This is a genomic window from Angustibacter luteus (genome assembly GCF_039541115.1).
GTDB classification, from domain to species: domain Bacteria; phylum Actinomycetota; class Actinomycetes; order Actinomycetales; family Angustibacteraceae; genus Angustibacter; species Angustibacter luteus.
In genome coordinates, this window is sequence record NZ_BAABFP010000005.1 from 492,452 (window position 1) to 504,841 (window position 12,390).

The 12,390-nt window shown below is 72.8% G+C and carries 12 protein-coding genes; 4 read left to right on the forward strand and 8 right to left on the reverse strand.

Features of this window, described 5'->3' with window-relative positions; all coding sequences use genetic code 11:
* Window positions 1-56: 56 nt before the first annotated feature.
* The 3 genes from ABEB17_RS11480 to ABEB17_RS11490 all read left to right on the forward strand — a co-directional run bounded on the left by ABEB17_RS11480 (window position 57) and on the right by ABEB17_RS11490 (window position 2,701).
* Window positions 57-797: a glycerophosphodiester phosphodiesterase family protein gene (locus ABEB17_RS11480; RefSeq protein WP_345717335.1), complete on the forward strand. Its 741-nt coding sequence runs from the start codon at window positions 57-59 to the stop codon at window positions 795-797.
* A gap of 7 nt (window positions 798-804) precedes the next feature.
* Window positions 805-2,196 carry an MFS transporter gene (locus tag ABEB17_RS11485; protein ID WP_345716830.1) on the forward strand — a complete coding sequence of 464 codons (1,392 nt, stop codon included), beginning with the start codon at window positions 805-807 and terminating at the stop codon, window positions 2,194-2,196.
* A gap of 145 nt (window positions 2,197-2,341) precedes the next feature.
* On the forward strand, window positions 2,342-2,701 hold the full coding sequence (locus tag ABEB17_RS11490) for an RNA polymerase-binding protein RbpA (protein WP_345716831.1): 360 nt from the start codon (window positions 2,342-2,344) through the stop codon (window positions 2,699-2,701).
* A gap of 89 nt (window positions 2,702-2,790) precedes the next feature.
* On the opposite strand, the gene ABEB17_RS11495 is transcribed toward ABEB17_RS11490, so the two are convergent.
* The 6 genes from ABEB17_RS11495 to kamD form a co-directional block, all read right to left on the reverse strand.
* The gene (locus tag ABEB17_RS11495; protein WP_345716832.1) at window positions 2,791-3,375 is read right to left on the reverse strand and encodes an FxsA family protein; all 585 of its coding nucleotides are present in this window, start codon (window positions 3,373-3,375) and stop codon (window positions 2,791-2,793) included.
* Window positions 3,372-4,142, reverse strand: a complete 771-nt coding sequence (locus ABEB17_RS11500; protein ID WP_345716833.1) for a polyprenol monophosphomannose synthase — start codon at window positions 4,140-4,142, stop codon at window positions 3,372-3,374. Before ABEB17_RS11500 ends, ABEB17_RS11495 begins: the two co-directional genes overlap by 4 nt.
* A complete protein-coding gene (lnt, locus tag ABEB17_RS11505; protein ID WP_345716834.1) occupies window positions 4,139-5,785 on the reverse strand; it encodes an apolipoprotein N-acyltransferase in 1,647 nt (548 codons plus the stop codon). The genes ABEB17_RS11500 and lnt overlap by 4 nt, the downstream gene beginning before the upstream one ends.
* Window positions 5,786-6,253: 468 nt before the next feature.
* The gene (gene kal / locus ABEB17_RS11510; RefSeq protein WP_345716835.1) at window positions 6,254-6,667 is read right to left on the reverse strand and encodes a 3-aminobutyryl-CoA ammonia lyase; all 414 of its coding nucleotides are present in this window, start codon (window positions 6,665-6,667) and stop codon (window positions 6,254-6,256) included.
* Window positions 6,664-7,431 carry a lysine 5,6-aminomutase subunit beta gene (gene kamE / locus ABEB17_RS11515; RefSeq protein ID WP_345716836.1) on the reverse strand — a complete coding sequence of 256 codons (768 nt, stop codon included), beginning with the start codon at window positions 7,429-7,431 and terminating at the stop codon, window positions 6,664-6,666. The genes kal and kamE overlap by 4 nt, the downstream gene beginning before the upstream one ends.
* Window positions 7,428-9,005 carry a lysine 5,6-aminomutase subunit alpha gene (kamD, locus tag ABEB17_RS11520; protein ID WP_345716837.1) on the reverse strand — a complete coding sequence of 526 codons (1,578 nt, stop codon included), beginning with the start codon at window positions 9,003-9,005 and terminating at the stop codon, window positions 7,428-7,430. Before kamD ends, kamE begins: the two co-directional genes overlap by 4 nt.
* 126 nt (window positions 9,006-9,131) lie before the next feature.
* On the opposite strand from kamD, the gene ABEB17_RS11525 reads away from it, so the two are divergent.
* Window positions 9,132-9,554, forward strand: coding sequence for a hypothetical protein (locus tag ABEB17_RS11525; RefSeq protein ID WP_345716838.1), 423 nt, complete (start codon window positions 9,132-9,134; stop codon window positions 9,552-9,554).
* An 18-nt stretch (window positions 9,555-9,572) separates the two neighbouring features.
* Here the strand turns inward: ABEB17_RS11525 and ABEB17_RS11530 are convergent, their stop codons facing one another.
* Both ABEB17_RS11530 and kdd read right to left on the reverse strand, forming a co-directional pair.
* Entirely contained in the window at window positions 9,573-11,213 is a 1,641-nt protein-coding gene (locus tag ABEB17_RS11530; RefSeq protein ID WP_345716839.1) for an amidohydrolase, read from the reverse strand.
* 17 nt (window positions 11,214-11,230) lie between these two features.
* On the reverse strand, window positions 11,231-12,322 hold the full coding sequence (gene kdd / locus ABEB17_RS11535; protein WP_345716840.1) for an L-erythro-3,5-diaminohexanoate dehydrogenase: 1,092 nt from the start codon (window positions 12,320-12,322) through the stop codon (window positions 11,231-11,233).
* Window positions 12,323-12,390: the final 68 nt, after the last annotated feature.

Genomic DNA, 12,390 nt, shown 5'->3' on the forward strand with positions numbered 1-12,390 from the left:
GTGACCGGGTGCCGGTCGCCGTCCACCCCTACCTCGACGTCGAGGGTCCGATCGCCATGGCCCACCGGGGCTTCTCCCTGGACGGCCTGGAGAACACGATGCCAGCCTTCGCTGCGGCGGTCGGGCTCGGGATGACCCACGTCGAGACCGACGTGCACGCGACCCGTGACGGCGTGGTCGTGGCGTTCCACGACGCGGTCCTGGACCGGGTCAGCGACGGGCACGGGGCGATCGCCGACCTGACCTGGGCCGACCTGCAGACCGTCCGGGTCGGTGGCTCGCAGGTCGTCCCGCGCCTCGCGGACCTGCTCGACACCTGGCCCGACCTGCGGGTCAACATCGACGTGAAGGCCTGGCCGGCGGTGCAGCCGCTCGCCGCGGTCGTGGATGGCGCGACCGCCCGGCACCGGGTCTGCGTCACCTCGTTCGACGACCGGCGCAGCGCCGCCGTCCGGGCCCTGCTCGGGCCTGAGGTGGCCACCTCGCCGGGTAGGCGCGGGGTGGTGCGCTGGCGGTTCGCGTCCTGGCTCCCGGGCCCGCTCGGCGTCCGGCTGGCCCGCCCGCGCGGCGCGGGCGTCGTCGCCTACCAGGTCCCGGCGTCCGCCGGTCCGCTGCCGGTCGTCACGACCCGGACCCTGGACGTCGCCCACCGGCTGGGCCTGCAGGTGCACGTGTGGACGGTGAACGAGGCCCACGAGATGCACCGGTTGCTCGACCTCGGCGTCGACGGCCTGATCACGGACCGATCGGACACGTTGCGCGATGTGCTGCGCGATCGCGGGGCCGCACGGGCATGATCTCCCCGTGACGCACTCCGACGTGGGCCAGACCGGACCGGACGCTGTCGACCCTCGGCAGGCCACCAAGGAACAACGCGCCTGGTACTTCTACGACTGGGCGAACTCCGCGTACGTGACCACCACGGCCACGGTGCTGTTCGCGCCGTACCTGACCGTCGTGGCGAAGGAGGCCGGCTGCCCCGGCCAGGACTCCGACCTCTCGTGCTCGACGAACCTGCACGTGCTCGGCATCCCGATCAGCCCCGGCTCGCTCGCCTTCTACGCGGTGACCTTCGCGACGATCCTGTCCGCCTTCGTGCTGCCCGTCGTCGGCGCGCTGGCCGACCGCTCGGCGCACCAGCGCCGGATCCTGGGCGGCTTCGCGTGGGTGGGGGCGGTCGCGGCCTCCGCGATGTGGTTCGTGCAGGGAGACAACTGGCAGCTCGGGGTGCTCCTGCTGCTGATCGCGAACCTGTGCCTGGGCGGCTCACTCGTGGTCTACGACGCGATCCTGTGCCAGATCGCCGGTCCGGACGACCGGGACCGGGTGTCCAGCCGGGGTTGGGCCCTCGGTTACCTCGGCGGCTTCATCCTGCTGGCCATCAACCTCGCGCTGGTCACCGCGCACGACTCGCTGGGGCTGACCAAGGGCGAGGCGGTCCGTTGGAGCCTGCTCACCGCCGGCATCTGGTGGGGTGCCTTCACCCTCATCCCCTACTTCGGCCTGCGGGACCGCGCACCCCTGAACGTGGCTCCCGTCGAGGGCTCGCTCGTGCGCGAGGCGTTCGGTCAGCTGGGCAACACCCTGCGCCACCTGCGGGGCTTCCCGCACACCTTGAAGTTCCTGCTCGCCTACCTGTTCTTCAACGACGGCATCCAGACCGTCATCGGGGTGTCCAGCGTCTACGGCGCCGAGCAGCTGGGGTTCAGCACGAACCAGCTCATCGAGACGATCCTGCTGGTCCAGCTCGTCGCCTTCGGCGGGGCGCTGCTGTTCGGCCGCGCGGCCCGACGCTTCGGGGCCCGGGACGTCGTCCTGTCCAGCCTGGTGCTGTGGGCGGGCGTGGTGGCCATCGGCTTCTTCCTGCCGCGCGGCCAGTTCGGCCTCTGGCTCGGCCTGGCCGTGCTGATCGGCGTGGTGCTCGGCGGCAGCCAGGCACTGTCCCGGTCGATGTACAGCCAGCTGGTCCCGCGGGGGCGCGAGGCGGAGTACTTCAGCCTCTACCAGGCCTGCGAACGAGGGACGAGCTGGTTCGGCACCCTGCTGTTCGGCATCGTGCACCAGCTGACCGACTCCTACCGGCCGGCGATCCTCGCGCTCATCGTGTTCTTCGTGCTCGGCGGCCTGATCCTGCGCACGGTCGACGTCCGGCAGGGCATCCGGGACGCCGGCAACGTCGAGCCGGCCATCGTCTGAACGCTGAGCAATGCGCTGACCTGCGGGTTCGGCGAACGTGACAGCCTTCACGTCATCTCCACACGCCAACCGGAACACCGGCGGAGGGGTGAGGCGTTCTTCCAGGTGACGGGACCACACCGACCCGTCCGAGGAGGGCACAGACATGGCAGACAAGAGCCTGCGCGGCACCCGCCTGGGGGCGCAGAGCATGGAGAGCGACGAAGGCGTGGAGCCGGCGGCGCGGATCATCTCCGAGTACCACTGCCCCAAGGGGCACGTGGTTCGTATCCCCTTCTCCGTCGAGGCCGACATCCCGGCTCTGTGGGAGTGCCGCTGCGGCAGCGAGGCGCTGCTGGTGGACTCCGAGCGCCCGGAGCCCAAGGCGAGCAAGCCGGCCCGCACGCACTGGGACATGCTGCTCGAGCGCCGGTCCATCGCGGACCTCGAGGTGCTCCTGGACGAGCGACTCGCCTTGCTGCGCGCCGCCAAGCGAGCCGCACCGAGCCACCGGCGCAGCGCCTGAGCGGACTCTCGAGCCCGCCCGCTAGCCGGTGCGGTCTCGGCCGGATCCCCCCTCCTGCCGAGGCCTGACGAGCCGGCCGCACCAACCCCCTAGCTGGTGCGGCCGGCTTCGTCGTCCCCGGAGCCCAGCTCGGGCCCGGGCTCGTCGGACACGATCTGGCCTTCGACCACCTCACCCCGGACGACGTCACGGCCCTGTCCGTAGCCCGGGCCGTAGCCCGTACCGGCACCCGGTCCGTAGGTCTGGAACCGGACGGGGATGCGGGTCAGCACGCCACGGCCGAGCAGCAGCGTGAACACCCCGCGCACGACCGGACGGGTGACAGGTACCACGAACAGGAGGCCGACCAGTCCGGTGAGGAATCCCGGCACCACCATGAGCAGACCACCCACCAACGCGAAGGCGCTCTCGCCCACCTCGCCGGACGGCACCCGGCCGGACGACGCCGCGGTGGACAGCGCCTTGAAGGCCCGGGTGCCCTCGCGTCGGACGACGACGGCGCCCACCACCGAGACGGCGACGAGGGCCACGAACGTCCAGGGGTAGCCGATCGCCCGGCCCAGCAGGATGAACAGCACGATCTCGATCAGCAGCAGGAGCAGCAGCGCGGCCCGTACCGGGTGGCGGCCCCCGCGGGACGCCCCCGACGGCTGGGTCGGCTGGGGAGCGCTCACACCGCGGCCCGGTCCCGGCGCAACGCGTGGCCCACCTGCTGGGACCGGTAGGCCAGCCCCCACGCCGTGACCCGGACCAGCGACTCGCGCACGATCGCACCGCTCATCTTGCTCTCGCCGCGCTCGCGCTCGACGAAGGTGATGGGCACCTCGACCACCCGCAGCCCGCGCTGCACCGCGCGCCAGGCCAGGTCGATCTGGAAGCAGTAGCCCTGGGACGCGACGTCGTCCAGGCCGAGCGCGGTCAGCGTGCTGGTCCGGAAGGCCCGGTACCCGCCGGTCACGTCCCGGATCGGGACGCCGAGCGCCAGGCGGGCGTAGGTCGTGCCGGCCCGCGAGATGAGCTTGCGGTGCAGCGGCCAGTTCTCCACCCGTCCGCCGGGCACCCAGCGCGAGCCGAGCACCAGGTCGGCGTCCTCGAGTGCCGTCAGCAGGTGCGGCAGCTGCTCGGGCTGGTGCGAACCGTCGGCGTCCATCTCGACCAGGACGTCGAAGCCGCGGTCCATCCCCCAGGCGAAGCCGGCCAGGTAGGCGCGTCCCAGGCCCTGCTTGCCCTCGCGGTGCAGCACGTGGACGTGGTCGTCGGCGGCCGCCAACCGGTCCACGATCGCCCCCGTCCCGTCGGGTGAGTTGTCGTCGGCCACCAGGACGTGCGCGTCCGGGACCGCGGCGCGCACCCGCGCGACGATCGGCTCGACGTTCTCCCGCTCCTGGTAGGTGGGAATGACCACCAGGACTCGGAAGGATCCCGAGGGGGACTCGCTCACCCTGCCTCCGCGCGCTCGATCGGTGCCTCGTCCTGGACGGGGTTGTCCGTGGGATCGCCGGGCGCCGAGCCTAGCCGCCAGCGACGAGGCCCGGGACGCGAGCCCAGGAACAACGCGGCGCACCCCAGCATCCCGATGAGGGCCAGGCCGAGCTCGGCCCACCCGCCGAGCCGGTCCGCCGGCGTCCGCGCGGTCCGCAGCGGCAGGGTGGCCTCCAGCACGGCCGGGGTGAACAGGCCGGCCCGGGCCACGACCCGTCCGTCCGGGGTGATGAGGGCGCTCTCCCCCACCGTCGACACGTGGGCGACGGAGCGGCCGTGCTCGATGGCCCGCAGCCGGGACATCGCGAGCTGCTGGACCGCCTCGTCCGTGTAGCCGAAGGTCGCGTTGTTGGTCTGCACGACGAGCAGGTCCGCGCCCCCACGGACGGTGTCGCGCACGAGGTCGTCGTAGGCCACCTCGAAGCAGATCGCGATGCCGGCCCGGGTCGGCCCGAGGTCCAGCACCCCCGGTACGTGGCCGGCGACGAAGTCCTCGCGGACGAGATCCACCTTCGCGCTGAACGTGCGGAAGAAGGAGCGGTACGGGATGTACTCGCCGAACGGCACCGGGTGCCGCTTCGCGTACAGCTGGGTGGGCCCGACGCCGGGCTCCCAGACGATCGAGGCGTTCGTCAGGAAGCCGACCGGTCGCTGCAGCACGGCCCCGACCAGCGTGGGCACCCCGATGGCGTCCACCGCGTCGTCGATGACCTGGCGGGCATCGGCCTGCTGGTACGGGTCGAGGTCGGAGGCGTTCTCGGGCCAGATGACGACGTCCGGCCGCGGCGACGTCCCCGCGGCGACCCGGCGGGCCAGCTCGGTGGTCACCCGGGCGTGGTTGTCCAGGACGGCCCGTCGCTCGGCGTTGAAGTCCAGGCCGGCCTCGGGCACGTCGCCCTGGATCCCGGCCACCCGCGTCGGGGTGCCACCCGTGGCGAGTGGGACGAGCAGTCCGGATGCGGCCACGAGCACCGCGAGCCCGCCCGCCGCTACCGCCACGGTCGCTACGGTGGCGGGCCGGCTGAAGTCGCTGCGGCGCAGCACGACCAGGACGGCGGTGCCCAGTGCGGCACCGCTCCAGGCGACCGCGAAGGTCACCAGCGGCGCCCCGCCGAGGAACGCCAACCGGACGAAGGGCGAGTCGGCCTGCGAGAACGCGAGCCGACCCCAGGGGAAGCCGCCGAACGGGGTCCGGTCGCGCAGTGCCTCCTGCGCCGTCCAGAGCCCGGCGAGCACCGCGGTGCTGGCGAGCGTCCGGCGCCGCCCCCACTCGGGGCGGGCGACCGCCCAGGCCGCCGGAGCGGAGAGCAGCGCCAGGTAGGCCGCCTGCAGCACGCTGAGCGCCAGCCAGGGCATGGCGCCCACGTAGACGCCGCTCCAGTGCAGCAGCGGGACGAAGAAGCTGAGGCCGTAGAGCAACCCCAGGGCCGCGGCGACGAGCGGCCGGCGACCGGCGATGGCCAGGACCCACGCGGCGACGCCGACGACGGCGAGCGGCCACCAACCCGGGTCCGGGAACGCGAGGCGGGTCAGGTACCCGCCGGCGATCGCCAGCAGGACCGCCACGACGAGCGGCACGGGCGCTCGACGTCCGGGATTCACCGCACCACGGTAACCCGCCCACCACCCGGACATGGGTCGGGCCCGCCGCGCCGTTGGTGCCACCGTCTCCACGCTGGGTGCGAGGTCGATCGGTGTTGTCTACTGAGCGCTGCGGGCCCGTCCGCGTCCACCCCGGTACGAGGAGGGTGAGCTTTCGAGTGCCTGGCTGACCGAGTGGGGCGAGCCCCGCTCGTGGCCTCGGGTGGTGTGCCCCCTCCTGACGACTGAACTTCGTCGCCGGTTCCTGCAAGGAGTTCTTGTCGCCGAGTGTGCTGCGATCGCCGCGATGGACGACCTGCACGAAGGTACTCAGCACGGGCCCGGTGTCAACTGGCCCGTGACCTGCACGGACTCAGGATCCTTGCAGGTCAACCGCTTTCGCTCGTCATCCGGCGTTCACCTGGATTCTTTCGGCGACTCGGCGTGTCCCGCGCGACACGCCGAGGGTCCGTCGTCAGCCCTCCGTCGTCAGCCCTCGGTCGGTGCCGGGACGACGACGGTGCCGGTCGCGGTCGTCGCGACGATCGGCGGGTCCAGCACCTCGGCGGCGGACTCCGCCAGGTCGGCTCGTCCGCGGCACACCACCCGCACCTCGAACGCCAGCTCGCGGCTGCGCCGCCCGACCCGTACGACGCGTGCGTCGATCTCCAGGACGTCGCCGGCCCGGACCGGCGCGTGGAACTGGACGTCCGAGTAGGAGGCGAAGAGGCCCTCGTCGCCGTCGGTGCGGATGCACACCTCGGTGGCCACGTCACCGAACGCGGCGAGCGAGTACGCCCCGTCCACCAGGTTGCCGGCGTAGTGCGCGTGCGAGTACGGCACGTACCGCCGGTGGGTGACCACCAGACCCGTGTGGTCGCGCTGGTCGGTGCGCTCGCTCATGCGGACTTCCTCTCGCGGGGCGGGATCAGGGCGTGCACGAGGTAGGAGGCCACCTCGCCGGGCGTCGTGCCCTTGCCGAAGACCCGGTCCACCCCGAGCCGATCGGTGGCGTGCTCGTCGAAGCGCGGGCCGCCGACCACCAGCAGGGGTCGCTTGCCGGCCGGGTAGGCCTCGCGGAAGGCCGCTGACATCTCCGTGGTGTTGTGCAGGTGGGCGTCGCGCTGGGTGACGACCTGGGAGACCAGGACGGCGTCGGCCTTCTCGGCCCTCGCTCGCTCGACGAGGTCCGGTACGAGCACCTGGGCGCCGAGGTTGACCACGGTGATCTCCCGGTAGTACTCCAGGCCCTTCTCCCCCGCGAACCCCTTGATGTTGAGGATGGCGTCGATCCCGACCGTGTGCGCATCGGTGCCGATGCACGCGCCGACCACCACGAGCCGGCGACGCAGCCGTGACTTGATCGCCCCGTTGACCTCCTTGGCCGACAGCAGCGGGTACTCGCGCTCGAGGACCCGCACGGCCGACACGTCGACCAGGTGGTTCACCGCGCCGTACACGACGAAGAAGGTGAAGTCCGGGCCCATCGCCTTGGCGTGCACCAGCAGCGCCGGGTCCATGCCCATCTTGGCGGCCAGCTGCAGGGCGGCGCCCTCAGCGCGCTTGTCGTGCGGCAGCGGCAGGGTGAACGACATCTGCACCATGCCGTCGCCCGTGGTGTCGCCGTAGGGGCGCACGATCTTCGGTGCGGTGCCGGGCGCGCTCATCGGGTGGCCCCTTCCTCGAGCAGGTCGATCGCCGGGTTGAGGTAGCCCGGCGCCCGCTTGGCCACGCCCTCCAGGCCCTTGCCGGCGTCCGCCGGGCGCTTCATCAGCCCGAAGGTCCCGTCGGCGATGGCCTCGAGCATCGTGTCGTCCACGATGCGGTCCAGCAGCTCGACCGCCTCCGAGAGCACCTGCCGGGCCCGGGTCTGGATGAACCCGTCGCGCGGCGGGTGGAAGTCCTCGGTGAGGCCGCCGGCGGCCTCCATCACGTACCGCACGTTCTGCAGCGCCAGGTCGCGGTCGGACAGGAACGGCGTGACGACGGCCTCGGTCATCATCCCGACGAGCAGGATGCCCTGGCCGGTCATCGCGCCGACCAGGTTGAAGAAGCCGTCGAGCAGGTAGCCGCGGAACACGTCGCCGGTCATGTGCTTGGTCGGCGGCATCCACTTCAGCGGCGCCTGCGGGAAGAGCGTGCGAGCCAGCAGGGCGTGCGCGAGCTCCAGCCGGAACGACTCCGGCACCTCGGGGTTGATCTCGAACGCGTGCCCGAGGCCGAGCTGCCAGTCCTGCAGGCCGGCCTCCTTGGCGAAGAACTCGTTCATCAGCTGGCTCACGGTGACCGTGTGCGCAGCCTCGACCGCGTCCGCCGTGGTCAGGTAGTTGTCCTCGCCCGTGTTGATGATGATCCCGGCGCGGGCATGCACCTGCCGGCTGAACCGCTGGTCCACGAACGTGCGGATCGGGTTGATGTCGCGGAAGAGGATCCCGTACATGGAGTCGTTGAGCATCATGTCCAGCCGCTCGAGACCGGCCAGGGTGGCGATCTCGGGCATGCACAGGCCGCTGGCGTAGTTCGTCAGCCGCACGTACCGTCCGAGCTCCTTGCCGACGTCGTCCAGCGCCGCCCGCATCAGGCGGAAGTTCTCCTGCGTCGCGTAGGTACCGGCGTAGCCCTCGCGGGTGGCGCCCTCGGGGACGTAGTCGAGCAGGCTCTGACCGGTCGACCGGATCACGGCGATGACGTCGGCGCCCTCGCGGGCCGCCGCCTGGGCCTGCGGGATGTCCTCGTAGATGTCCCCCGTGGCCACGATCAGGTAGATCCAGGGACGGCGGGGAGCGTCGCCCAGGCGGCTGATCAGCCGGTCGCGCTCGACCCGTCGCCTGTCGATCGTCCGGACGCCGGACCCGGCGGCCTTGCGGGCCGCGGTGCCGGCGCGCTGGGCGTCGCGGCCCTCGGGCAGCCGGAAGCTCACGGCGCCGCTGCTCGCCTTCTGCGCGAGCGTCAGCAGGTCTGGTGCGTCACCGCGCAGCAGGGCGTCCCACACCGGCAGTGCCACCCCGTGCTCGATCCCGACGTCGGCGCGGACGGCGTCGACCAGGTGGTTCACCCAAGGGACCCGCTCGGCATCGGCACCGGACAGGCCGGACATGCGCAGCAGCGCACGCTCGACCGAGACGGTGGTGTGGGTGCGGGCCAGCTTGACCACGGGGGCGCCGGCCTTCTTGGCTAGCCGGCGAGCGGTTCGGACGACCTGGGGGTCGAGTTCGAGGACCGGGTTCTGACGTGAAGACACTCCGTGAGATTAGCAGTCTGCACGATGATTCTTCGGTGACAGAGCACGATCACCGCAAGAACGGCCGAACGCCAGGCCTGTGGACAACGTCAACGCCCGTTCGGGGATTCTCGCCAGAATTGGGGCATGACACCGATCTCGCCCCTTGACCTCGCCGTCCAGTCCGACGCCGACCTGCTCGAGCACTGGCAGTGCCTGATGGGTCCCGACGGCTTCGGCCGGCGCAGCCTCTGGCTGGGCTTCTTCGACGCTGACGGGATACCGGCGCCCACGCTGGTGCCGATCGACGACATCCCCGACCAGCCGGAGCCGGCCCTGGGCGCCAGCCTGGACCACATCGTCGCCGAGCTGCGCGCGACGACCGACATCGACTCGGTGGCCGTGCTCCTGACCCGGCCGGGTGATGCCGTCATGACCTCCGGGGACCGGGCCTGGGGCCGATTCCTTCGTGACGACACCGACCTGACCCGGCGCTGGCCCGCGCACCTGGCCACCACGGGCATCGTCCGGGTGTTCGCGCCGGACGACCTGCTGGCCGACCGCCGCTGAGGCCGGCGGCGAGCAGGGTCAGACCTGGTGCACCGTGCGTCCGGCCACGACCGTCCGCAGGCACCGCGGCAGCTCGAGGCCGGGGGTGAGGTCCGGCAGACCCTGGGTGCCGGACCGGGGGTCGGTGCTCCAGGCCTGGATGCGGTCGTCCGGCGCCTGGACGACCAGGTCACCCGCGGTCCAGATCGCGTAGCTGGCCAGGGCGCCGGGCGACAGGACGCCACGGTCGTCCAGCCCGGCGGCCCGCCAGGCACCGCGGGTGTGCGCGAGGAAGGCGGCGCGCGCACTGATGCGGTGGTCCGGCTCCTGGTGGAACGCGCACGCGCGGACGGCCGCCCACGGGTCGAACGGGGTGACTGGTGAGTCGGAGCCGAGCGCGAGCGGCACGCCCGCCGCAGCGAGCGGGGCAAAGGGGTTCATCCGGCTGGCTCTCTCACGCCCCACGCGCTGGGCGTACATGCCGTCCGGGCCGCCCCACCAGGCATCGAAGACGGGCTGCACGCTCGCGTGCACACCGAGTGCCGACAGGGCGGCGATCGCGCCGCTGTCCGGCATCTCGATGTGCTCGAGACGGTGCCGAGCTCGGCGCAGGGCGGGGCCGCCGACGACCTGCTCCGCGGCCTGCAGGCCGCGCACGACGACATCGACAGCGGCGTCACCGATCACGTGGAAGCCGGCCTGCAGCCCCGCCTGGGTGCACGCGACGACGTGGTCGCGGACCTGCTCGACGTCGAGGTAGCCGTTGCCGCGGTGGCCGGGCTGGTCGCGGTAGTCCTCGCGCAGGCTCGCCGTGCGGGAACCGACCGAGCCGTCGGCGCACAGGTCGCCGGCCAGCCCGCGCAGCACGCCGGCCGGCAGGTCGAGCGCGGACGCGACGTCCCGCGCCTCGTCGGCCGTGGCGACCAGGTGGCCGCGGTAGGCCAGGACGTGCGGCAGGTCCTCGGCCGCGCTCAGCGCGACCACCCCGCGCAGGTCGTCCTCGGTCCCGATGTGCGGTGCGGACATCTCGTGCAGCGAACCGATGCCGACGGCGGCCGCCGCCTGCAGTGCCGTGCGCTGCAGGTCCTCCCGCTGGCCCGGTGAGATGGCGGCGCGCGTCGCGTCCCGGGCGGCGTGGTGGGCCTCGCGCTCGACCCGGCCGTCGTCGTCCCAGCCGTCGAGCCCGCGCAGCCCGGCCTGGGCGGCGAGGTTGCTGGAGACCACCGCAGAGTGCACGTCCACCCGGGCGAGGTAGACGGCCCCGCCGTAGGAGGCCCGGTCGAGCTCGGCCCGGGTCGGGGCGCGGCCCTCCGGCCAGTCCCCTTCGTCCCAGCCCGTGCCGAGGATCGGTCGGCCGCCACCTCGTCGGGCGGCGTCCTCGACCCGGCGCAGGACGTCGGCCAGCGACGTGGCGTCGTGCAGGTCGAGCCCGGTCAGCGCGAGTCCGGTCTCGGTGACGTGCGCGTGCCCGTCCACGAACGCCGGGGTGACGAGTGCGCCGTCGAGCTCCACCACCTCGTCGGCGGACGTGGCGTGCCCGGCCGCCGCGTCGTCCGACCCCACCCAGGCGATGGTGTCGCCCACGACGAGCATCGCCGTCGCGAAGGGGTCGGCTGGGGTGTAGACGTCGCCGCCGCGGTACAGGACGGCTCGGGGCTTGCTCTCCGGCTGGTCGCTCACCAGGCCAGTCTGTCGGGTCAGTGCTGCCGCTCGGCGGCGAGGCGTCCCTCGAAGAGGTCGCGGACCGCCGGGTCGCGCCGGATCAGGTCCAGCGCGTACGCGGCGTGGCCCGGCACGTAGCCGTTGCCCACCAGCATCGTGACGTCGGCGGCCAGCCCCTCGGCGCCGAGCGCCGCCGCGCTGAACGACGTGGCCATCGAGAAGAAGATGACCGTGCCGCCCTCGGCGGTGGCCAGGACGGCGCCGTGCTCGCACCCCGGCACGTCCACGCAGACGACGGTGACGTCGGCGGCGCGGCCCAGGGCCTGCTCGACAGCGCTGCTCAGCGCCACCGGGTCGCGGGCGTCGGCGAGCGCGACGTGGTCCGCGAGCCCGCTGGCGGTGAGGGTCTGGCGCTCCCGCTCGACGGGGACGACACCGACGGTGGCGGCGGCGCCGGAATCGCGCGCCGCCGACAAGGACAGCGAGCCGGACTTGCCGGCGCCCCCGATCACGGCCACGGTCGGCGCGCTCCCCCGCTCGACGTACTGCCCGACGACCCGGGCGACCAGTGCGGGTGCGCCGCAGACGTCCATCACCATCAGGGCCAGCCCGGGGTCGAGGTCGGCCGGCAGGGTGGCGGCGATCGAGCGGCCGAACAGGATGGCGTGGCCGGCCGCGGGTACCTGCTCGCTGAGCCCGTCCCAGCCGGCCAGGGCGTCGTCGATCTGCAGCGGGGTGAGCGAGAGCGAGACGAGGGTGGCCACCTGGTCCCCGGCGACGAGGCCGAGCGGGCTGTCCGGGCCGACCTCGTCCACGGTGCCGATGAGCATGCCGCCGGACCCGGTGACCGGGTTCTGCATCTTGCCGCGCTCGGCGACGATGTCCAGCACGGCCGCCCGGACGGCCGCGCCGTCCACGGTGCCGTCCTCGCGGGTGTGCGTGCCGGCCAGCTGGCGGTAGGACGCGGCGTCCAGGTTCAGCGTGTCCAGGCTGATCCGCACCTCGTCCGGCCAGAGCTGGCGCCGGGCGTCGAGGCGGCGGGCGCCCTGCGGGAGCACGCCAGCCGGCTCCAGCACGCGGTGCAGGCCGACGGGCGACGACGGGGTGGTGGGCGCGGACTCGGTCACGCTCTGTTCTCCTCTGCAGTGCCGTGTGGCGCAAGAAGTTGCGGCGATGTGTTCGATTCTCAGGATAT

Excerpts from the sequence above, each read along its gene's own strand:
- kal (WP_345716835.1), bottom strand. The coding sequence starts at position 6,667 with ATGAGCGAGCGCACCGACCAGCGCGACCACACGGGTCTGGTGGTCACC.
- ABEB17_RS11490 (WP_345716831.1), top strand. The coding sequence starts at position 2,342 with ATGGCAGACAAGAGCCTGCGCGGCACCCGCCTGGGGGCGCAGAGCATG.
- ABEB17_RS11480 (WP_345717335.1), top strand. The coding sequence starts at position 57 with ATGGCCCACCGGGGCTTCTCCCTGGACGGCCTGGAGAACACGATGCCA.
- kamE (WP_345716836.1), bottom strand. The coding sequence starts at position 7,431 with ATGAGCGCGCCCGGCACCGCACCGAAGATCGTGCGCCCCTACGGCGAC.
- ABEB17_RS11525 (WP_345716838.1), top strand. The coding sequence starts at position 9,132 with ATGACACCGATCTCGCCCCTTGACCTCGCCGTCCAGTCCGACGCCGAC.